Here is a 23,116-nt window from a genome sequence, read left to right as displayed (position 1 = left end):
CTCCAAAAACAATGCAAAAGTTATTAGTATTACTATTACTGATCAATATATCGGCTATATCACAACCTTCAGCAACTTCTAATGAAATTTATGTATGTCCTCCTTGCAATAGTAGTTGCGATACTTTAAAATTTAGTAAACCTGGAATCTGCCACCATTGTAATATGAAACTTACTACAGAAAAGGAGCTTCAAAAACTAGCTAATAAAAAAATGACAATTGCTTTCTATTTACAACCTGGTATAGAAGTATTAGATTTTGCTGGACCTATGGAAGTATTTGCATATGCAAATTTTGAAGTTTTTACGGTTTCTAAAACCAAAGAACCTATTATCTCCCAGGGAATCCTGAAAATACTCCCGGATTATAGTATAGTCGATAGCCCTAATGCAGATATACTTGCTTTTTTTGGAGGAAATTCTTCCAATGCTTTTAATGATCCACAAGTAATTGAATGGATAAAAGCACAACAAAACATCGAATACCATTTCTCGGTATGTACAGGAGTATTTGCATTAGCAAAAGCCGGAGTTCTTGATGGTAAATCAGCAACCACTTTTCATAACGCATTGAATGGATTAGAAACTAATTATCCAAATATAACAGTGATAAAAGACGCACGATTTGTTGATAATGGACAAGTAATCACCACAGCTGGTATTTCTGCCGGTATTGATGGTGCCTTACATTTGGTAGCAAAACTTCAAGGGTTTAATGAAGCACGAAGAATAGCATACCATATGGAATATGATAAGTGGGTACCAGGAGAAGGGGTAATTTTATCAGAAGATGATCCTTATAAAAATTATAGTGACAGAACAATTCTGGAAGCATACACAGGAACTTATGAATATCTGGATGGAGCCAAAGTAAAATTAAAAATCAACCCTAGAGAAAAAGCCCTTTATGCGATAGTAGATGATAGAAATTATCCGATTTTTCATGTACAAAATAATACTTTTATGAACCTGGCTAATCATAAGATCACATTTATAAAGGATAAAAATAAAAAAGTTACCGGATACACATCTTCACAACATCCAAAAACAATATTTCATAAACTAAGTGATTAATACCAATCTATATAACAGTAAAGTTTAAAATCTCACTTGTTTAACTTTTATTTCAATTTATAACTGCAAAACTGTAACAATCTTTAAACAATAGTATCTTTAGAAAAGATGATGCTCTTTAGCTTCATCTTTTTTAAGGAATATAGCTATTTATTCACATTTTAAATCAATCACTATGGGTTTGCGCTTTAATTCTCTTACAAATACCATTCATCATCAATCAAACGAACATCGAAATATTTCAAAAAGAGTAGTGTATATAGTACTACTCTTTTTTGTGTTTTTTGATACTGCATATAGTAATTCGATTGACATAAAAACAAAATCAGAAAATTTAATAGAAGTGTCTAATGGTGCTATCGCCTATGCAGATCCTGTATCTTCTATAACTATTGATGGGAATCCTCAAGATTGGCCAAAAGACTTTACTCGCTATCCTATCAATAAACTACCATATGGTGGTGGGCCTAAGGACAAAAATGATTTTGATGCTTATTTTCAGGTGGGATATAACCTCTCTGAAAACGCTCTTTTTATTGTTGTTGTAATAACAGACGACTCTCATATTGTAGATACTACCGATGCATCAGAGTGGAATACACAAGATACCTTTAATTTCTATATCGACGAGCAACACTCTCCCGATGGTTCTGGTGTAGATTTATATCAGTATAGCGAAAATTATAAAGACACCAATAATCAATCTATAAGCTGGGATCCTACAAAGAAAAATACAAATTGGGATGCTATAGAAATCAAATCCAAACGAAATAAAAACACCACTATTTATGAATGTAAAGTAAAACTGAATAGTACCATAACTACAGGTAAATCTATTGGAATCGATCATGTATTTATCGATAAAGATGCTGATGATGATCAAAACTCTAATTCTTTTATTGCCTGGGGAAATAGTGGCGGTAAAAGTAGTGCCCCAGGAAGACTTGGTGATGTGATATTCATGAAAGGAAAAGAAAAAACGGGTACAATCAGTGGAAAATTAAAATGGAAAAATAGCGCTATGGGAGGCTATCCTAACCGAATTCGATTTACATCTACTCATAACCCTGCCCTTTGGACGCAAACCTCGGTAGATTCAACGGGAAATTACACCTTAAACCTTCCCTCTGGCGAGTATATCATTTCACCAGCATCAAGTTTGTTTTATCAAGATAAAAGTCAATTTAGAGACGAAGAGCTTTTTAGAATAAATACAAAAGATGCCAATATCAAGGTCACAGCGGTGGCAAATAAAAACATCACTGCACCAACATTTGAATTATCTACTATTTCTGATCCAGATATAATCCCAAACAAAGGAGTTTTACACGATTTTGAGATCAAAGAAGCTTCTATAGTGGATACGTTTATCAAAACATATCAGGAACATTATCAAATCCCCGGAGTATCCCTTGCATTGATTAAAAATGGTAAAGTCGTCTATCATCAAACTTATGGAGTAAAGAACACACTCACAAAAAAGAAAGTAGATCACAATACCTTATTTGAAGCAGCTTCGATTACCAAACCTGTTTTTGGTTTTGCTGTAATGCGATTGGTAGAACGTGGTATTATTGATCTTGATAAACCATTATATGAATATTTGCCATTTGAAGCCATTGCGCATGATGATCGCTATAAACTTATAACTGCCCGACATGTAATGTCTCACAAAACAGGATTTCCAAACTGGGCTTGGATGAACGAAGATGGAAAGATTGACATTAAATTTACACCGGGTACCAAATATCAATATTCTGGCGAAGGTTTTGAATACTTAAAAAGAGTAGTTACCAAAGTAACAGCTAAGGATATCAATACTATACTAAAAGAAGAAGTACTTACACCATTAGATATAGAAAACACCTATTTCTCTAAAAATGAATACCTGGCCAAAGTAGTATCTAATGGTCATTTTGATAATCTGCCATCACAGGCTTCATTACCAGAAAATCCGGGTATGGCCTGGAGTATGCATACAGAGGCTAAAACATTTACCAATTTCTTATTAGGATTACAGAACAAAAAAGGGCTAAAACCAGAAACCTATAAAGAAATGTTCAAAATACAAACCAGAATTCCTAAAGATAAAGAAGATCCTAGCCCAGAAGGATGGGAAAACTATTTTGGATTAAGTATCCATATGCAAAAAACACCATTTGGTCCTAGTTTCGGACATGGAGGTAATAATGGTGATTTTAGATGCGAAGCGATACTGTATAGTGATCTCAATATGGGATATGTTGTATTTACCAATAGTAATACAGGAGATAGTCTTAATACCGCTTTATTAGAGTTTTTAATTACTGGTAAGCAAAAAAAAGAATAATAGTTGCCTCTCCTATATACTACTAATGTCAAAAAAAACAATCAAGATTGTGAGGTTTTTTTGAGCTTCCCCCTGTTTATAATCCTTATAATCATACCCTCTTCTCTATTTAGAAATTATAATTACCTTGGTACTTAATTTAACTGTTGTGCTTAATACGCAAAAAATGGAAATAAATAATATAACTAAACCAATTCAAGCATATTCAAACGCTTTAAGAAAAATTTATCCTGATTTAAACTCCGATGAAATACACTTTATAAGCAGTAAAGTTACAGTTACCAAGTTAAAGGCTAAAAAACTATATTTAATAGCTGGAGAAATTCAAGAAAGTTTAGCTTTTGCCTTTAAAGGTTTATTACGAAGTTTCCATATCAATGATAAGGGAGAAGAAATAACAATTGCTTTTATAAAAGAGAATAATTATGCAACAGATTATGGTGCTTTTATTAGTCAAACTCCCTCTAAGTATTACATTCAAACTTTAGAATCGTGTTTATTAGTAAACGTTCCATTTACTTTAATACAGGAATGTTATTCCAAATATAAAAATTTCGAAAAATACGGTAGATTGATTGCTGAAAAACATTTAAATAGAAGACAAAATAGGATTGAAAGTTTTTTATTTGAGAATGCTGAGCAAAGATATATTAACTTTATTTCACAAAATAAAGACATTTTAAATCGTATTTCACTCACACACCTTTCTTCTTTTTTAGGCATTAAGCGACAAACATTAACTCGAATTAGAAAAAGAGTGATTCAATTTAATATTGACACAAATGTGTCATGTAATAAATTCTAAAATAATAGAATTTTGTAAGGTTACCAATAACCTATCAAATGAATTTAAAAAAAACACTTAACATCTTACAAAAGATATCTCCAAGACTAACTGCACAAATAGCATTTAATTTTATTTCAAAACCTAAAAACAGGAAAATAAGAGCATTTGAAAAATCGATATTAGAAATTGCTATCGAGACCATAATTCGATTTAAAAAATTTAATATTAAGACCTATACATGGGGAAACGGAAATAAGAAAGCATTACTCATACATGGATGGGGAGGAAGAGCTTCTAATTTTGGAGCAATCATTCCTGAATTAACAAAAAATGGATACAAAGTTATAAGTTTTGATGGCCCTTGCCATGGAGCCAGTACAAAGAAGAAAACAAGTTTTTTTGAAATGTCTGATTTAGTAAAGTTGTTTTTAGAAAAAGATAAATACGATTTAATAATTACGCATTCAATGGGCTCTGTACTTGCCTTTACAGCTATGAGTTCGTTAAAATATAAAATAAACCAAATGATTATATTAACGACTCCTAGCAGATTTTTAGAATTTATTGGACTTGCTGTTGTTCAATTTGGTTTAACAACTGAGACAACTAAATTATTGATTAATAAAATAAAAAAAACGACAACAAAGTACGATCCAGTAACATTTAAAGTCAGTACTGTTATTAAAGATATAGAAATGAAAGATGTAACGTTCATTCATGATAAGTATGATAAAATAATCCCAGTAGAAAAAACTAAATCAGTAAGTTCATTATTTAAGAACTCTAAATTTATTGAAATAGAAGGGACTGGGCATTTCAAAATGCTTTGGTCTAAAAAAGTAATTAAAATTATTGAACAACAAATTCTAAGTTACAATACACAAAAAATGTAATTAGTTAATGATGTCGACAAAAGTACTAAGCATAACAATGCCAGGGTTAATATGTTTTTAAAAGTAGACTTGAAATCTATTTTTTAACCTATTCATCACAAAAAACAATACATGAGAAAAATTGGAATATTCGGTTTAGGGGCGATAGGTTCTGTAATTTCACGGATATTAGTAGTACATCCTGAAAACGAAGTATTCTATTATACCAGAACTCCTAAATCTAAAATCAAAATACAATTTCAAGATAAAAAAATAGAAATACCTATTGAGATTGAAAAAGAAAGATCAGAGGAACTTGATTGGTTACTTATATGCTTAAAAGAATATCATTTTGACGCAGCCAATGATAAATTGGAAAAATTAATCGGGGCGAATACTAAAGTAGTTGTTATAAGAAACGGTATAGAATTAAAAGAACCCATTACGCCTTTTACTACAAAGGAAAATATTTTGGAATGTATGATTGATTGCCCTACTCAACCTATTGAAGATAATTATTACTTACAATTTAGAAAACCGATACTTAAAGTCGAACAAAGCGAGTTAGCAACACGATTTATGCAGCTTTTCGCCAAAAACGATGCACAGATAATAGAAGTATTGGATTACAAAACCGAAAATTGGAAAAAACTAATAGAAAGTTCTGCCCTTGGATCAATACTATGCTTAACCGGAAGAACATGTTCTGTTTTTGAAAATTCAGAAGTAATAGATTTGTATAAAGATCTTCTAAGAGAAGGAATTGAAGTAGCAAAATCAGACGGAGTAATAATTGAAAATAGTTTTGAATCTGAAATGATGGAAAAAATAGCTACATACTCAAAAACAAAAGGAAGCTCAATGTTATCTGATCGGTTAACTGGAAATATCATAGAAGTTAACGCAAAAAATGGAGCGATCGAAAAGATAGCAATACAAAATAAAATTGCAACGCCAATTAACGATACTATTTGTAAATTACTCAGGCAAATAAACCAGAATTAATACCTAAAAATAAATGAGTAAAATTGTCATACAAGGAATACAATTTGATAAAAAATCCTCTTTTCAGCAAGGTCCAGGACTAGCTCCTCCATTAATTAGAGAAGCATTACACTGTGGTTCGCTTAATCTTTTCACAGAAAACGGAATCACAATCGAGGATTCTCGAATAACCGATAAAGGAGATTTTGATATTTCAGATTATTTTGACATTGAAACCATAACTTCGAATCATTTAGAAGCTGAAACAAAAGTTTTTACTTTGGGAGGGGATCACTCTATTACATTTCCAATTATTAAGGCTCATCATAAAAAATATCCAAAATTAGACATTTTACATATCGATGCGCATTCTGATTTATATGATAACTTTGAAGGTGACAAATACTCTCACGCCTGTCCTTTTGCAAGAATTATGGAAAACGGATTTGCTGCCAGGTTAGTTCAGGTGGGGATTAGAACACTAAATACGCATCAGGCAGAGCAGGCAGAAAAATTTAATGTCGAAATTCATCAAATGAAGAATCTGGATGTAACCAAAATATCTCAATTTGATAATCCTGTATATATCTCATTGGATATGGATGGTTTTGACCCAGCATATGCACCCGGAGTTTCGCATCATGAACCTGGAGGTCTATCGTCTAGACAAGTAATCGATTTAATCCAAAATATAAAAGGTGAAGTCATTGGGGCAGATATTGTAGAATATAATCCTAATAGGGATTTTCAGAATATGACAGCATTTTTGGCAGCCAAAATGATGAAAGAAATTTTAGGAAAGATGTTATAATATAAAAGGTATTATTAGCAATGTATAAACCAATTAAAAGTTTTCAAGTACAAAAATAAGCTTACAAACACATCAAAAAACTATTTCACTGAAAACAAGGTACTATAAATTACCTATGATGTCTATCTTTGATTCAAAGATGTTTGTAGTAATCAAGAAGTATATCAATTATTAATGTGAGAGCACATGAAAAAAATAGTTTTAATTCTTTTAGTATCCTTGTCATTATTTTCTTTTTCACAAAACAATCTGGATCAAACTCTGGTAGGTAATCACTATCTATCTGTTCAGTGGATTTCATGGGATTACTTTGGAACTGCCAAAATCGAAAAATCGAAAAAAACCAATACATATACTATCGAAGGCCACCAAAATAGTAAAGAAAATAGTGATTTCTTAAAAATCAAAGGTACCATTACTCCTGCCTCTGCAAAGCATTTGATATTTAACGGAACTATTGAAACCCAGGTAGATTTTATAAACAACGGACAGCCTTGTATAAGAGAAGGAGAATTCAATTTTAAAGTAAAAGGAAATAGAAAATACTGGAGACTCCAGGAGATGAATAATCCTTGTAGTGAAGTTACTGATTATATAGATATTTATTTTATTCAAAAAAAATGATATCCTCCAAAATTTTACTTATCAAAGTAAATATTCAAGACCTATAATTCTAATTTGTATACACTTAATTGTTTTTTTTCTATCTTTGTATATGTAGAAATATAGTAACAGTATGTTACACTCTTGTTTTTTAGCTTAAGGAAGAACATCGGAAAGACAAGTGAATTTCTTACGGAAAACCTCCGTATACCTTAATCAACAAAAGTTGGTTTGGTGTACGGAGGTTTTTTTTATTGCATCTGGTATTAATTAACACATTACTATTATGAAAAGAGTTATCATCGCATTTGTAGCAATTATCATTGTTTCTGTTGCTACCTTGTATTTCTTTCCCGAAATTCTATATACCTCTTCTTTTGGGCAAAAAATATTGATGAAAATGGAAGGCGATCAAGTAGCAGAATTCTATTTTAAAGAAAATCAAACTACAAAAGACACACTATACATGAATGGTGTTATTTATTCTAATACACTACATGATATTAAAGAAATTTTGTTCGAAAACCCAAAAGTGACCACATTGGTAATGGAAGAAGTCCCAGGGTCTATAGACGATGAAATAAATCTTCTTGCTTCACGCGAAATTAGGAAACATCATATAAATACTTATATCCCAGAAAACGGAATGGTAGCTTCTGGCGGAACAGATATGTTTTTGGCAGGAGAAAAACGAAATATTCACGCTACAGCTAAGCTTGGAGTGCATTCCTGGTCAGGAGAAGATAGTGTAGCACTGGATTTCCCTAAAGATCATGAAGAGCACAAAAAATACGTAAGCTATTATACCGAAATGAATATCCCTACAGAATTTTATTGGTATACATTAGAAGCTGCTCCCGCTGATAGTATTCACTGGATGACAGCTAACGAAATAAAAAAATATGATGTAATAACTGATTTAGGAATAGAAACGACTGAATTACTGGACATTCAAAAACAAATAGCATCAGATCAGTATTTGGGGAGAGGTACAGGAAACAATCAAAAAGCACAAGACTTTATCAGGTCATATTTCAAAAATATTGGTTTAGAAAAATTAGATACCGATTATGATTCTCACTTTACTTTTAAAGATAGAAAAACCAAAAAAGAAAGGATTGGGACCAATTTTATAGGTTATATAAAAGGGAAGACAAATCCTCAAAAATATATTGTTATTGGTGCACATTATGATCACCTTGGTATTATAAATGACACCATTTATAATGGTGCAGATGATAATGCTTCTGGTACTTCTGCCCTATTGACCTTAGCTAGATATTTCTCTAAAAACCAACCTCAGCACTCTATTCTTTTTGCAGCTTTTGATGCCGAAGAATTAGGGTTATTTGGTTCTAAATATTTTGTAGACAACCCACCGGTTTTGTTATCAGATATCAAACTCAATATTAATATGGATATGATTAGTCGTAACCCAAAAAACGAAATATATGTGGTTGGTACCTATCCCTATCCTCTATTTAAACCCATAATCGAAAGTATTGCAAAAGATAGTCCATTAATCGTTTCTTATGGTCATGATGATCCAGATGATAAAACCAAAGACTATTGGATGTTTTCTTCTGATAATGGTCCTTTTTTCAGGAAAGGAATCCCTAATATCACTTTTAGTGAAGAAGATCACCCAGGGTATCACCAGGCAACCGACGATATCGAAGATACAAATCCGGAATACTATAAAAATGTAGCTAAATTAATCCAGAAATCTATTGAAGCGATAGATCAAAATTTTCCAAATTCAAAACAATGATACATGCTACAGATATAATAGATGCATACAAAATTAGCAAGTCTGATTTGCATAGAACTCCTATGGCGCATTCTCCAGAGTTAAGTAAAATATCCGGGGCGAATGTCTTTCTAAAAATGGAATTTTTGCAATACACGGGGTCGTTTAAAACACGGGGGTTCTTACTAAAATACACAGTTTAGACAAAAGTGTTTTTGACAGAACTTTTGTAGCAGCATCTACGGGGAATCATGCCGCAGCATTTGGATATGCTTCAGAAAAATTTGGTTTTAAAGGTGTATTATTTCTTCCAAAAAAAACAAGTGACACAAAAATAAAAGCTCTTGAGCAATACTCGATCAGAGTTATTTTTTATGGTGAAAACAGCTTAGAAACAGAAGAAAAAGCAAGAGCATATGCAAAAGAAACGAACGGTGTTCTAATTCATCCCTATAATGATCCCGAAATTATTAAAGGGCAAGGTACTATTGCTATTGAAATAGAAGAACAAGTACCCGAAGTAGATACTATTTTAACTCCTGTTGGCGGTGGTGGATTAGCATCTGGTATAAGCACTTATTTTAGTGCTAATAATAGTGTTTCTGTCATTGGCTGTCAACCCAAAAATGCTTCAGAAATGTATTTGTCGATACAACATAATAGTATCGTTTCTCCAAGTACTTTATCAACAATAGCCGATGCATCGGCAGGCGGAATTGAAGATAATGCTATTACCTATGATATTTGTAAAAAACACTTGTCTGGTTTTGAGATCATCGAAGAAGAGGATATAAAAAAAGCTGTGGCTTTTATGATGAAATATCATAAAGTAGAAATCGAACCTACAGCAGCACTACCGATTGCAGCATTATTACAAAGTAAAGCGTATCAAGGCAAAAATGTGGTTCTGGTAGTAACCGGAAAAAAGATAGACAATCAATTATTAACCCAAATAATGGTAAAATATGGCGACTATTATTAATCTGAAAGAGATTAAAGAAAGTATAAAATCATTAGATCTCGTTGAGGCTATGAAAGAAGGTTTTATACACTATAGTAATAAAAAAACGGTAGTTCCGCCTGTAGGTGAGTTACTATTTGAAGATCCTCCTGGGGATGTACATATTAAATATGGATATATAAAGAATGATGATTTTTATGTAATCAAAATTGCCTCTGGTTTTTATAATAATTCAAAATTAGGGATAGCTTCCAGCCAGGGAATGATGCTCATATTTAGTCAAAAAACAGGGCAGCTAGCAGCTATTTTATTAGATGAAGGATATCTTACTAATATTCGTACTGCAGCAGCAGGTGCTCTGGCAGCCTTATATTTTGCTCCAAAAAAAATAAGTGCTATTGGTATTATAGGTACCGGGATCCAGGCTAAACTACAGTTGCAATTCCTGCAGAAAAACAATCCTTGTAAAACCGTATGGATATGGGGAAGAACACCCGAAAAAGCAGAGAAGTTTAAAGCAGAAATGAGTACTGATTTTGATATTCATATTGCCAAAACTCCTGCCGAAGTAGCAAAAAACAGCACTTTAATTGTTACTACTACTCCATCTGAAGTCGCACTGCTTGACGCAAAAGATATCTTACCAGGTACCCATATCACAGCAGTAGGCTCTGATACTTCAGATAAACAAGAACTTGGTAGTGAGATACTTCAAAAAGCAGATATCGTTATTGCAGATAGTATTCCGCAAAGTAAAAGTAGAGGCGAAATATATCGGGCTGTTAAAGACGGTTCAATTTCCGAAGAAAAAATCGTAGAACTCGGTAATGCAATTCAGAATCCTGCCTTACAACGTACCAATGATGATCAAATAACAATAGTAGACCTTACTGGAGTTGCAGTACAAGATATAATGATTGCAAAAGCTGTTTATAAAACATACATGAATACCAAAATATAAATAGAATGAATATTCCAATTTTTGAGCTCGAAAGAGTACAATCCTTATTTGAGAACACAGTAGATTATAATCTAACAGAAAGTGGTTTTCATCCCTATACTCTTAATGAACTATTAGAGAAAGACCAGATAGATACACTTACCAATACTGTTTTAGGATATGGACAAACTAATGGTTCTATCCCTTTGCGTAAAAGAATTAGTGCAATGTATAATGGTGCTAATGAGGAAAATGTATTGGTAACCAATGGTTCTTCTGAAGCGAATTTTATTGCTTGTCATACCTTGTTAGAAAAAGGGGATGAAGTGGTTATGATGGTACCCAACTATATGCAGATCTGGGGTATTGCCGAAGAGATGGGATGTATCCCCAAGGCATTTCATTTACGTGAAGAAAACAAATGGAGACCAGATATCGAAGAATTAAAATCTCTGGTCACTTCAAAAACAAAAATGATCGCGCTATGTAATCCTAATAACCCAACAGGATACACACTTTCTTCTGAAGAAATGCAAGAAATTGTAACTATCGCAAAGCGTGTAGATGCCTGGGTATATTGTGACGAAGTATATCGTGGAGCCGAATTAGACGGAGAAATTATCGAAAGCTTTATTGGGATGTATGACAAAGTTATGGTTAACGGTGGACTGTCTAAAGCCTATGCCCTACCCGGATTACGTTTAGGGTGGTTAATAGGCCCCGAAACACTAATTGCAGATACATGGGCATATCATGATTATACTTCTATTACTGCGGGTATAATGAGTCATTATATTGGTGAGATCGCATTAAGGCCCGAAAAACGTAAAGAAATACTAACTCGAAACAGAACCATGCTTAATGAAAACCTAAAAGTGGTAAAGCAATGGCTGGATCAATACGGGGACTTATTTGAATATGTACCCCCAAAGAGTGGTGGAATGTTATTTATAAAATACAATTTAGATATTAATTCTACCGAACTGGCCGAATGGTTACGTACAGAAAAAAGTGTATTTATTTTGGCAGGAGATTGTTATGGGATGGACCATCATTTCAGAATAGGGATTGGAGAACGCAAAGAATATATCCTGGCGGGTTTAGAACGCGTTAAACAAGCTCTTAAAGAACGGTTTAATTTATCATAGCAATCTGCCTGTCATAATTTTTAGTATAATGATTTGACTCTAGTTTTAAATAGTGTTGATTTTTCATGTAATATTCCAACTCCATCCCAGAGGAAAGGGGGCAAAAGCCTTTCCTTTTGGTAGGGGTTTAGGATGGGATGAGAATTGAAAATCATATATAACCCAATTATGAACTAGAGTCAATGATTAGCTTAACAATTTATTCTGGAATACCATCGCTTTCAAGAAAAAAGGTTTCAGTTGCTGTTTTAGTAGTGCAACCTGGTTTAGAGACACTTAGAGTAACAGTGTAACGCCCATAACCTAGTCTAATTCTGCTCCCGGTACCATAAAAGATTCTTTGACTAGGACTAACAGCTTTCCAGCTATATGTATACTTCGGATTGTGTTTTCTAGCCATAACAGTATAGGCATAACTAAGCATATTTACATGTTCATTACCAGGGCATGGAACTGGAGTATCTGGATAAATGAAAGCATCAAAACTACGTGTAGAATAGCGACCATCACTAGTAAAAAAAGTAAGATAGCCTTTATTTTTATTGATTCTTTTAACTCGTACTTTTCTTTTGTTTTTGGTATTATCAATAATTTTAAAACCTCCAGAGGCAACCCATAGTCCGTCACAAGTTGCTTCAGCAGTCATAATGGTATTTACATAAGGATATTCTTTTTGGTTTCTAACGTCTATCCACACAGGGCCTTCATAGGTTATAATGTTCCAATTATGGCAAGTATTACCTGCTTTTTTAGTAGACTTATCTGTTGTAGAGGCCTCTACAGATACATCTTTTGATTCTCCTTCGATACCATCAAGAGTACCATCATCGGTTTCGCAACTACTAATAAAGATTGCCAAAGTTAAAATAGTGATTACTTTAAAAATTGTTTTTTTCATGATTTGTTGTTTTAAGAATTAAATGTGTGATTGTCAATAATTGAATGTACAATACAGAGCATAGTAAGCCCTAGTCACTATAGCATGTACCTATTTGATAATCAATTATTTAATCCAAAAGTAGAAGCCATACACTGTTTACACTACCCTGTTTTCAGTGAAACAGTATTTATTTTATGTAGTTACCAGTTTTTTTGGATCAGTATCAAGTTGTTTTTTCTCTTAAAACCTGAGTTCGACGTAAGTTATAATGTTTAAAAAAGCGTTAATTCGAGTGGTTTTTCAGAATGAAATGGAGGAAAACTGTATCGAGAATAGCTTTTTTGAAGGAAGATCACTATTCTCGATACAATCCTCCAGCCTGTACTGAGTTATATCGAAGTATAGGATCACTCGAATTGACGTAAATTTCTTACATCGAATTCAGGTTTAAAAAGGAGTACTATTATTTATAAATTATGAATATAAATTTTCGATATACTTATATACAGAGCCTGTATTAAGAAGCACTACTGATTCATTATCTTTTATCCAATGGGTTTGCTTTAATTTTTTATATGCTGCCCATACTGCAGAGCCCTCTGGAGAAATAAATAACCCTTCTGTTTTTGCAAATTCCTGCATCCCTTCTTTTATTTCCTGATCAGAAATAGAAATGGCTGTTCCGTTACTTTCATATAATGTTTTCATGATCAATCGATCTCCAAACGGCTTTGGCACTCTTAATCCATTGGCTATCGTTGGAGCGGGATTATCATGCTTTGGCACATGGTCCATTTCATTATGAAAAGAGGTAATAACAGGATTACATCCATCGCCTTGAACAGCTACCATTCGGGTAGGAATATGATCTATCCATTGTAAGGCTTTCATTTCAAGAAAAGCTTTCCATATTCCTATTAATCCAGTGCCGCCTCCTGTAGGATATAGAATTACATCTGGTAGTTCCCACTGTAACTGCTCTGCAATTTCATATCCCATTGTCTTTTTTCCTTCTAGTCTAAACGGTTCTTGCAATGTAGATACATCAAACCAGGATCCATCATTTTTTGATCTCATCATACCGGCAGCATCTGCAATATTTCCTTTTACCTTAGTAACATTAGCTCCCATAATTTCACAATCTAACTGAAACGTTTTTGGAGTTTCTTCGGGCATAAAAATATGAGCTTTAATTCCTGCTTTAGCACAATATGCACTAAGAGCACTTCCTGCATTTCCTGCAGTAGGGATGCACATTGCCTTAATCCCGTGTTCTTTTGCCTTACTGACTGCCATACTAATTCCCCGGGCTTTAAAAGAACCTGTAGGATTGCCAGACTCATCCTTAAGTAATAACTGGGATTGGTTATAGGTTGATTCTAGCTTTGATAAGGTGAGAAGTGGTGTAAACCCTTCTCCCAGGCTCACTTGATTTTCTTCTTTTTCGATTGGTAGTAACTCATGATATCGCCACATTGTAGCCGGCCTGTTTTTTAAACTGTCTTTAGAAAGTGGGCCATCCAAATTATAGTGTGCAACCAGAGGCTGATTATCTTTTGGACAATAGTTATGGATTTCGTTCTTATCATAAATTTCTCCGCAGTGATCACATCGAAGATAGGAGTATTCGTTAGTAGACATAATGTATTAATTTTTACTATATAAAAATATACTGCGATCAGGATATCTCAAAAAGGATTAATCTCCAAAAAGTGATATTTTCCATTTTATACATTGAATAACTGAAAAATAGCCATCGAATCAATCGCCGATAATACAAGCCTGTGTTTTATCTTTATGACAGTATTTTTATATAGTAAAATTGAGTATCTAATTTCTTAACCTGTAAACGGTAAAAGAGATAAGCTTATCGCCAGAAGATTGTTAGACATATGAAAAAACAATGGATACCTGAAACCAAAAGATACTCTTATATATCCATAAATTAATGCGCTCATTAATTGAGGTAAGGTAAGAATCGGAAGCAAAAGAATATTTGTCCAGTTTAACTCATACTTTGTAATGTGTATCCAGGCAAAACACACACAAGAGACATAATATATACTTCTAAAATGTGTTCTCCAGAAGTTAGCCAACTTCTCTTTTAATGATGTACTATTAACTACCAGATACAAGAGTATCCCTAATGCAATTGCGATAACAGCTCGTATCAAAAAACTTTCGTCTACTGCACTTATTTTTGTTTGAAAAACAAGTTTGGTTAATACATAATATGAGAATACACCTGATGACAGTGCAACATAAATGGGTTTAAATCTTAAGGAAAGTCTAAAAGCAACTTCTTCGATAAGAGGGAGAATTATCCCACCGACGATTAATAATGCTAATGGAGAAAAACGCTCTGACATATTTACCTTTTGTACATTCTCTGGGTCATATACGAGAGCGAAAAACAAAATTACAGGGATTAATAGTATAAATTTTAAAAAGTACAGTCCAATAGTATCATAAATTTTGAGTCTTACAGATTTTTCCAGATTTTTTTCATTCTTAGGCTTTTTTATAAAGTCAATCAATTCTTTGAATAAGGTGAAGTAGTATTTAGGCTTAATCAACGGGTATCTCATATCGTTATCTTTAATCAGAAGACGAGAGATATAGTTATTTGTAACATATATTGAGTACTCCCATTTTAGTTTACCGTAATAAAATGTCCTCTTTTTTATCATTAGGAATATAAAAACCATTACGGTAGTTTAGTACTCATAAAAGATAAGTTAATGAAATGTATTGCTATATTCTCTCTATTTCTAGTTCTACTACACCATACTACTTGTTTTTCTCAGGACATTACAATGAATGAGGAAGTCTCAGAAATTATCGCTCCCGGTAAAGATGCTATTGTACAATCTGCTTTACAGCTGGTTGGTAAAGGAGCTAGCACAGAAAATTTTTCCAGAATTAGAGTAACCACCAATGGTAAAGAGGTTTTCGTTTTGTTTAACAATCCAATAAAATATCTCCCTTTAAAAACTGTTTTTTATTTTGGTGCAATGGTACATCTTAAAGAAAAAATAACCTCATATCACTCAATTTCTAATCCTGCAGAGTCTAATAGCAAAAAAGAAATTCCTTTTTATAAACAAACAAAAGACACAGAGAGAAACATTCAATTTGTAATCGAATCGATTAATAAGAGTACTAAAGTTGGTTCGGTTAACGTAGAAAATTTTGAGGATGATATGATCATTCGAGAACATGAGAATTATTACACGATAAGCGTAGTATCAGAATTTCAGGAGTCGTGGTATACAATAGAAAAGGTATCGGGTAAAATTTATGATATCGGGCATGCCCATCTCGAGCCTTCCCCATTTGAAAATGACAATAAAGACATCTTTATAGAAATACATTAGATGATGATTCATAAAAGAATAAGGTTAGCTTTATGAAACACGATACCTTATTCTTTTGGATATCCTATCAGGCAAATTTTTTCAGATTTCCCTCCTATAACCTCTTTTCTCCAAATATAGGTGTCTTCTTTAATTTCTTGTAAAAGCTCATCGAGATCTTCTAACCGATAAATTCTTCCGCTGGTAATTACCGCATCCCACGCAAAGCATAAAGGAATTATAGGAATTACATAGGTAAAAATAATCTGCTTAATCGTTAAAGGTCGTACCAAAGGAGTGATAAAAAGGCATAAAACGGCACTAAGAGGAATAAAGAGCCACCATAGCAAGAGAGGAAATTTTTTGTTGATTTCCATAATACATATCGGTTGCTTTTTTCTTTGTACGGCTGTCAAAATACTTTTGGCCTGGTCTGGTTTCATATGATGAAAACTACCTATCATTGTAAATATCCCTTGTATCGAATCATCAATATGCGTAGCATCCAGAGGAGTTGTTCTATAACTCATATAATCGCTGCTGCCGTTTATTCGTTTGGCAGCTACTACGTTGGGATACAAGTCTGATAAAACCAATTCAACATCTTTTACATTATACTGATTTCGCAATAGCTGTATCGTATCGAGCATTGGGCCTCCACTACCCGAGCATAAATCAATAATTTTTGTTGTTTTTGTATGCTTAATAAGATCAGCAAGTAGCATAGCCATATCCTGACTGGTACCAAATTTTTTATGCATTACCATAATTAGTCTGGTCATACAAATTCTAATCCCGTTAGGAAACCATGGTAAATCTTCGAATTCGAATAGATGTATTCTTTTCATTTCTTCAAAAGTATTTAGGGAAATAAAACAAACGAAATATCATTCTGATAGTTCCATTTCAAAATCCGAAAACAAAATTATCTATTTAGCGAATACAAACTTTTGATCTAAATCAAATTCTTACTTTGAAGCTCTAATCCTACTCAATGTTTCTTGTGTAATCCCCAGAAAAGAAGCTATATCTCCCAGAGGAACACGGGATTCGATTTTTGGATGTAGATGAATCAGGCTATCATAACGTTGTTGTACCGTTCTAAACTGAAGAGAAGCTATTCGCTCTCTAAGCTGGTAGATTACTTTGGATAGTGTAAGGCGGTACAGGTGTTCAAAATCATGGTGCTTTTTACACAAATCTTCTAAATCATCATGGTTTAATGCTACCAGAACACTGTCTTCTAATACTTCTATGGTATGTGAACTGGGTTGGCCATGCATATGATTGGTAGTCGACGGAATAAAATCATTTTCTAATGCAAACCAATCGGTTATTTTTTTATCATCAGATAAGTAATAGGCTTTGAGTGCACCTTGTATGATATAATAAAACTTATGTGAGTATGCACCTTCTTTTACCAGTACATCTCTTTTCTTATACTCTACAATTTTTATTTTTTCGGACCAATCGTAAATAGCTTCGGTACTAATTTCACAGTACTCTTCTGTAATTTTTTTAAATATATCCTCTATCATGTTTTATAATAAAATCAATTGTTTGGGTAGAGTTTGTATAGGTAAATATGCAAAAACTTCACTAATAGTTTATGTTCTATGTATAAATTCTCTAAAAAGGCCATCCAACCAACCTCATTAAACTAAACTTTTATCTCCCTCCTGCGGGTTCCCGTAAAAATATCTAAAAAGGGAATAGTAGTTTAGTGCTCAAAAATATACCGTAGGTATATTTTAGTAGCATCCAGAAAAAAAGGGGTTAAAAAAATGGACAAATTAGACCGTAAAATCAGAGAAATCTCTGAACATAAGAATATCCAACAAGAAAAAATAAAACAAGGAATATTAGAACATCTTGAAGTAAAATATAACCTCAAAGATCATCACGAAGAGGACCAACACATCATTAAAGGCATTCAAAAAAAGATTATTAGTGCATTGTTACAAGAACCAGATCAAAAGAAACAATTGAATCAAACTATAAAATACAATGATGTCTTTGATCTCGATAGAATCGAAATGAGCTTATTAAATGATGCCTGGAACGAATTAGAAGCTCGTGATGAGGTATATGCCGAAGCCTATGAGATTGGATTAACCGATAACGGTATCAGAAAACATAGGCAAGAATTTATAGTATAAAAAAACAAAAGCATTGATAGATGTGATCTCATAACACAAACAAACGTTTATAAATAATCATAAACAATTACAAACAGATATATAGTAACTAGGGTAACTATATATCTTTGTTATAGTCAATCAAAATTAAATATGAAAACCAAATTATCTATTCTCCTTTTTATTTTAACGATTTTATCCGTTAAGTCTCAAGAAGTGACTAACGAAATAGAAAAATCTCAAACTGAATTTACTGAATGGAAAGATGTGGAAATTGCCCCCCTTTTTAACGATTGTAAGAGGAAAAAGAAGGAGGAAAAAAATAAAAAATGTACAAAAGATAAAATCAACGGTTTTATTCATCGAAAGTTAAATACAGAACTGATTTCAAAAGAATTCGATCCTAGAACGTTAGTTGAAATTAGAAGTGAATTCATAATCAATAGTAATGGAGAAATTGAAGACATTAAAGTAAATGGTCCAACAGAAACAGCTAAAAAGAATGTATATGAGATATTTACTTCCATTCCCAAAATGTCTCCTGGTATGAATAACGGAAAAGTTGTAAATGTGAAATACAGACATTTTGTTCGATTTTATACGTTTTAAAAAAAAGTTATAACACGATATATGTGATCATAATTGATTAGTGGTTAATCGATTGGTTCCCGACGGCGCGGATTTGTAATCCGTGAAACATAAGGAAATACCAAAACAGCCACTTATAATGTGACTGTTTTTTTGTTAAAGTACATTATAATAATCCAGTTATAGATAAGATTGTTTTAAATTTATTTTAAAGTTTTAATAGCACGGATTGCAAATCCGTGCCATCGGCGTGGGTTGAGAATGAAAAAATAAAAATCAAAGAAATAACTTATATCGGATTTCAAACGAGTTACGAAAAAGAGTTACTGAATAAAAAGACTGGACAATAATGCTCATTTCTAGGATATCTATAATTATAAGCCTCATTGGAATTTATATTGCTATTTCCATCCAATATAATTTATTTGACGAATACCAAACCGCAACTGGAAAGACACAAGCATTATATGGAATTAAGCATCTAATGCAACTCGATTATATTTTTATAGGAATAACTTCTTTCATACTATCAGTCATTTCAATTTTTAAAAAAGAGAACTTGAAAACAATAATATTAACCTTAGGTCTATCTATTTCAGCAATATTACTTTTGGTTTTGGAAGTATGGAAATTATTTCTGTAATAAAAACGTTTTACAACATTATATATAAAATCAGAGCAAAGTTTAGTGTTTAATCGAAAGGTTATTTCCTTTTTGCAATGGCGCTAAATTTTTATAAATTGAATAAGAAATAAAAATGCGCAGATAGATCAATTGATTCAGGCTTGTTTGCCTTGCTCCGATTCATATATTTGGCGTTATGCCTTATTAAAATAACTCAACCCTTTATTTAGTTTATTCAAAAATTAGTTAAATAAATTGTGTTTTATTTGATATATCAAGTATATTTGTATCATATATATATATATATCAAGTATTTTTTTTATGAAATTTAATACTCCTACTGGAACAATTCTTTATTCCATCGAACAAGCTATTAAAGAATATCGGAAATTATGTCAAAATAATATTGACAAAACTGGATTAGATATTACTGTTGATCAAGCTTTATTACTTATTATAATTAGTGATAATTCGAAATTATCTCAAAAAGATATGGCTGAATTATTATTTAAAGATTATGCCTCTATAACTAGAATGATCGAATTAATGGTAAAAAAAGATTATATAAAAAGAGAGATAAATGAAAAGGATAGAAGACGGTTTAACTTGATTATTTCAAATAAAGGCACAAAATCCCTAAAAGCATTAGAGTCAACTATTCTAGAGAATAGACGCACAGCTTTATATGGTTTATCAAAAAATGAAATAATTCAGATTAATTCAGGGTTACAAAAAATAATTACCAATTGCAAAATCCCAAATCAATAATGATTAAAAAAGTTCTAATTTTAAGTTTAATCTTAATAACGTTATCGTGTAAGTCTATAAAAATCAGTGAAAGTGAAAACAGAACAACCATTGATTATAGTATTAATTTAAACGATAGGTCAAACGATACATTTAAAATAACCATTGATGTTACAAATCTAACAAAAGAAAATGCAATTTTTCAATTTGCTGCTACAGCTCCAGGCACCTACAAAGTGATGGACATTGGTCGCTTTGTTTCAAATTTTAACGCTTTTGATGCTAATAATGGAAGCCTTCCTGTAAAGAAGATTTCTGTAAACCAATATGAATTATCTGCTCCACAAAAGACAGTAAAAATAACATATGAAATTGCAGAAACTTTTGATTCTAAAATAAAGGAAAACACTGTTTATTTAATGTGTGGTACTTCAATAGAGAATGATCACGCACTAATAAATGGACAGGCTGTTTTTGGGTATTTCAAAGGTAAACAGGCTGCTCCAATTCGAGTAAAAATTGAGTATCCAAACCATTGGAAAATAGGAACTGCTTTAAAGAAAGATAACCAAGGTAGATATCTGGCAAAGAACTATGATGAAATTGTAGATTCTCCAATTCTTTTAGGAGAATTAAATGTGGCTTCTTCAAAAGTTGGTAACACAGATATTGATGTGTTTACGTTTTCTCAAAATAAAATTGTTAATTCTAACGAAATACTTTCTTCTATGGAAGAAATACTAGTTGCTGCAGACAAGTTTTTATACGGATTACCGGTAGATAGATATACGTTTTTATTTTTCTTTGATAATAAAGATGCAGGTGCTTGGGAACATTCTTATAGTTCAGGATATGTATTGAGAGAGAACAAATGGTCAGTTATGGAACAGTTTGTTAAAAATACGGCCGCGCACGAGTTCTTTCATATTGTAACTCCATTAAATATTCATAGTGAAATAATAGAACAATTTAATTTTGTCAAACCTGTACCTTCAAAGCACTTGTGGTTATATGAAGCCACTACAGAATGGGCTGCAAATACAATGTTATTTAGGTCTGATCAGATTTCTTTAGAAGAATATTTTGAATTGTTACATAGAAAAGTAGATGCAAGTCAATTTTTTGATAGCGATTATAGTCTTGAAAAATTATCTCTAAATTCTTATTCAAATGAAGGACAGGAACAATATGTCAATATTTACCATCGAGGCGCACTTACTATGGGGTTATTAGATATTAAATTGTTAGAATTATCTAATGGTAAAAAAGGATTGCGTGAACTAGTTAACGAGTTAATTCAAAAATATGGACCTTCAAAACCATTTAAAGAAGATACTTTTTATGATGAAATAGTAAGTATGTCAAACCCTGAGATTAAAATTTTCATTGATAACTATATTATAGGTGCAAAACCTTTACCATTAAAAGAAATCTATAAAAAAATTGGAGTAAATTTCATAGAACAAGTTATTGATACAACTAAAAGCCAAACAGGTTTACGATATTATTTAACAGAAAAAGGGTTTATTATTTTAAAATGTTCAGAAGAAGCATCAAAAATAGGCTTTAAAGAAGGAGATATTATAAAAACAGTAAATAACAAAGCATTTGATGAAAATACTATAAGCGATATAAAGAAAATGTGGTCACTTTTAAATCCTAATGATACTTATTCAATATCAATTATAAGAAATGGAAACACGATAAACCTAGATGGTATGATGTTTCCAAAAGTTACTAACTATGTGTTTGAAATAGATTCTAAAGCAACACAAGAGGCAAAAGCACTATTTAAAATTTGGTCAAAATCACTTTAGAAATCTGGAGGCAAAATAACAAGACATAACAAAGTATAAAAATAATAAGGGTTAAGTGCCAAAACTCGACGGCGCGGATTTGTAATCCGTGAAACATAAGGAAATACCAAAACAGCCACTTATAATGTGACTGTTTTTTTGTTAAAGTACATTATAATAATCCAGTTATAGATAAGATTGTTTTAAATTTATTTTAAAGTTTTAATAGCACGGATTGCAAATCCGTGCCATCGGCGTGGGTTGAGAATGAAAAAATAAAAATCAAAGAAATAACTTATATCGGATTTCAAACGAGTTACGAAAAAGAGTTACTGAATAAAAAGACTGGACAATAATGCTCATTTCTAGGATATCTATAATTATAAGCCTCATTGGAATTTATATTGCTATTTCCATCCAATATAATTTATTTGACGAATACCAAACCGCAACTGGAAAGACACAAGCATTATATGGAATTAAGCATCTAATGCAACTCGATTATATTTTTATAGGAATAACTTCTTTCATACTATCAGTCATTTCAATTTTTAAAAAAGAGAACTTGAAAACAATAATATTAACCTTAGGTCTATCTATTTCAGCAATATTACTTTTGGTTTTGGAAGTATGGAAATTATTTCTGTAATAAAAACGTTTTACAACATTATATATAAAATCAGAGCAAAGTTTAGTGTTTAATCGAAAGGTTATTTCCTTTTTGCAAT

23 protein-coding genes are annotated in these 23,116 nt (G+C 32.1%); 17 read left to right on the top strand and 6 right to left on the bottom strand.

Annotated features, from left to right (window positions below; translation table 11 throughout):
- Positions 1-11: 11 nt before the first annotated feature.
- From Z054_RS30325 to Z054_RS0115610, 12 genes are all read left to right on the top strand, one after another.
- On the top strand, positions 12-1,073 hold the full coding sequence (locus tag Z054_RS30325) for a DJ-1/PfpI family protein (protein WP_051473776.1): 1,062 nt from the start codon (positions 12-14) through the stop codon (positions 1,071-1,073).
- Between the two features lie 175 nt (positions 1,074-1,248).
- Positions 1,249-3,402 carry a serine hydrolase gene (locus Z054_RS0115665; RefSeq protein ID WP_024770994.1) on the top strand — a complete coding sequence of 718 codons (2,154 nt, stop codon included), beginning with the start codon at positions 1,249-1,251 and terminating at the stop codon, positions 3,400-3,402.
- Positions 3,403-3,568: 166 nt separating this feature from the next.
- A complete protein-coding gene (locus Z054_RS0115660; RefSeq protein ID WP_024770993.1) occupies positions 3,569-4,207 on the top strand; it encodes a Crp/Fnr family transcriptional regulator in 639 nt (212 codons plus the stop codon).
- 38 nt (positions 4,208-4,245) lie between these two features.
- Positions 4,246-5,082, top strand: coding sequence for an alpha/beta fold hydrolase (locus Z054_RS0115655; RefSeq protein WP_024770992.1), 837 nt, complete (start codon positions 4,246-4,248; stop codon positions 5,080-5,082).
- 111 nt (positions 5,083-5,193) lie between these two features.
- Positions 5,194-6,066 carry a ketopantoate reductase family protein gene (locus tag Z054_RS0115650; protein WP_024770991.1) on the top strand — a complete coding sequence of 291 codons (873 nt, stop codon included), beginning with the start codon at positions 5,194-5,196 and terminating at the stop codon, positions 6,064-6,066.
- A 13-nt stretch (positions 6,067-6,079) separates the two neighbouring features.
- On the top strand, positions 6,080-6,856 hold the full coding sequence (speB, locus tag Z054_RS0115645) for an agmatinase (RefSeq protein WP_024770990.1): 777 nt from the start codon (positions 6,080-6,082) through the stop codon (positions 6,854-6,856).
- A gap of 186 nt (positions 6,857-7,042) precedes the next feature.
- Complete coding sequence (locus Z054_RS0115640) at positions 7,043-7,480, top strand: hypothetical protein (RefSeq protein ID WP_024770989.1); 438 nt, start codon at positions 7,043-7,045, stop codon at positions 7,478-7,480.
- A 265-nt stretch (positions 7,481-7,745) separates the two neighbouring features.
- The gene (locus Z054_RS30320) at positions 7,746-9,230 is read left to right on the top strand and encodes a M28 family peptidase (RefSeq protein ID WP_024770988.1); all 1,485 of its coding nucleotides are present in this window, start codon (positions 7,746-7,748) and stop codon (positions 9,228-9,230) included.
- Positions 9,227-9,412 (top strand): pyridoxal-phosphate dependent enzyme, encoded by a 186-nt coding sequence (locus Z054_RS32720; protein WP_024770987.1) that lies wholly within the window; start codon positions 9,227-9,229, stop codon positions 9,410-9,412. Before Z054_RS30320 ends, Z054_RS32720 begins: the two co-directional genes overlap by 4 nt.
- Positions 9,400-10,191: a threonine ammonia-lyase gene (locus tag Z054_RS31045; RefSeq protein ID WP_084050385.1), complete on the top strand. Its 792-nt coding sequence runs from the start codon at positions 9,400-9,402 to the stop codon at positions 10,189-10,191. Before Z054_RS32720 ends, Z054_RS31045 begins: the two co-directional genes overlap by 13 nt.
- Positions 10,175-11,131, top strand: coding sequence for an ornithine cyclodeaminase family protein (locus Z054_RS0115615; protein ID WP_024770985.1), 957 nt, complete (start codon positions 10,175-10,177; stop codon positions 11,129-11,131). Before Z054_RS31045 ends, Z054_RS0115615 begins: the two co-directional genes overlap by 17 nt.
- A 5-nt stretch (positions 11,132-11,136) precedes the next feature.
- Entirely contained in the window at positions 11,137-12,258 is a 1,122-nt protein-coding gene (locus tag Z054_RS0115610; RefSeq protein ID WP_024770984.1) for an aminotransferase class I/II-fold pyridoxal phosphate-dependent enzyme, read from the top strand.
- A 199-nt stretch (positions 12,259-12,457) separates the two neighbouring features.
- Here the strand turns inward: Z054_RS0115610 and Z054_RS0115605 are convergent, their stop codons facing one another.
- From Z054_RS0115605 to Z054_RS0115595, 3 genes are all read right to left on the bottom strand, one after another.
- Positions 12,458-13,156, bottom strand: a complete 699-nt coding sequence (locus Z054_RS0115605; RefSeq protein ID WP_024770983.1) for a hypothetical protein — start codon at positions 13,154-13,156, stop codon at positions 12,458-12,460.
- Between the two features lie 456 nt (positions 13,157-13,612).
- Positions 13,613-14,779, bottom strand: coding sequence for a threonine synthase (locus tag Z054_RS0115600; protein WP_024770982.1), 1,167 nt, complete (start codon positions 14,777-14,779; stop codon positions 13,613-13,615).
- Positions 14,780-14,976: 197 nt separating this feature from the next.
- Positions 14,977-15,726 (bottom strand): hypothetical protein, encoded by a 750-nt coding sequence (locus Z054_RS0115595; protein WP_024770981.1) that lies wholly within the window; start codon positions 15,724-15,726, stop codon positions 14,977-14,979.
- A 153-nt stretch (positions 15,727-15,879) separates the two neighbouring features.
- Between Z054_RS0115595 and Z054_RS0115590 the strand changes: the two genes are divergently transcribed.
- Positions 15,880-16,515: a hypothetical protein gene (locus tag Z054_RS0115590; RefSeq protein ID WP_152538577.1), complete on the top strand. Its 636-nt coding sequence runs from the start codon at positions 15,880-15,882 to the stop codon at positions 16,513-16,515.
- 47 nt (positions 16,516-16,562) lie between these two features.
- Here Z054_RS0115590 and Z054_RS0115585 read toward each other — a convergent pair whose 3' ends face one another.
- Together Z054_RS0115585 and Z054_RS0115580 are read right to left on the bottom strand one after the other, a co-directional pair.
- A complete protein-coding gene (locus tag Z054_RS0115585) occupies positions 16,563-17,342 on the bottom strand; it encodes a hypothetical protein (protein WP_024770979.1) in 780 nt (259 codons plus the stop codon).
- A 120-nt stretch (positions 17,343-17,462) separates the two neighbouring features.
- Positions 17,463-18,032 carry a Crp/Fnr family transcriptional regulator gene (locus tag Z054_RS0115580; RefSeq protein WP_024770978.1) on the bottom strand — a complete coding sequence of 190 codons (570 nt, stop codon included), beginning with the start codon at positions 18,030-18,032 and terminating at the stop codon, positions 17,463-17,465.
- 246 nt (positions 18,033-18,278) lie between these two features.
- On the opposite strand from Z054_RS0115580, the gene Z054_RS0115575 reads away from it, so the two are divergent.
- The 4 genes from Z054_RS0115575 (at position 18,279) to Z054_RS0115550 (ending at position 22,409) form a co-directional block, all read left to right on the top strand.
- The gene (locus Z054_RS0115575) at positions 18,279-18,653 is read left to right on the top strand and encodes a hypothetical protein (protein WP_024770977.1); all 375 of its coding nucleotides are present in this window, start codon (positions 18,279-18,281) and stop codon (positions 18,651-18,653) included.
- 132 nt (positions 18,654-18,785) lie between these two features.
- Positions 18,786-19,241 (top strand): hypothetical protein, encoded by a 456-nt coding sequence (locus Z054_RS0115570; RefSeq protein ID WP_024770976.1) that lies wholly within the window; start codon positions 18,786-18,788, stop codon positions 19,239-19,241.
- Between the two features lie 925 nt (positions 19,242-20,166).
- A complete protein-coding gene (locus Z054_RS0115555; protein ID WP_024770974.1) occupies positions 20,167-20,613 on the top strand; it encodes a MarR family winged helix-turn-helix transcriptional regulator in 447 nt (148 codons plus the stop codon).
- Positions 20,613-22,409, top strand: a complete 1,797-nt coding sequence (locus Z054_RS0115550; RefSeq protein WP_024770973.1) for a M61 family metallopeptidase — start codon at positions 20,613-20,615, stop codon at positions 22,407-22,409. Before Z054_RS0115555 ends, Z054_RS0115550 begins: the two co-directional genes overlap by 1 nt.
- 480 nt (positions 22,410-22,889) lie before the next feature.
- Here the strand turns inward: Z054_RS0115550 and Z054_RS32325 are convergent.
- The coding region (locus Z054_RS32325; protein WP_035092227.1) for a hypothetical protein at positions 22,890-23,116 on the bottom strand (227 nt) is incomplete at its 5' end.

The organism is Aquimarina macrocephali JAMB N27, from assembly GCF_000520995.1.
In the GTDB taxonomy this organism is placed as follows: Bacteria; Bacteroidota; Bacteroidia; order Flavobacteriales; family Flavobacteriaceae; genus Aquimarina; species Aquimarina macrocephali.
The sequence above is the reverse complement of the archived record's forward strand: the minus strand, read 5'-3'. Positions and strand labels throughout refer to the sequence as shown.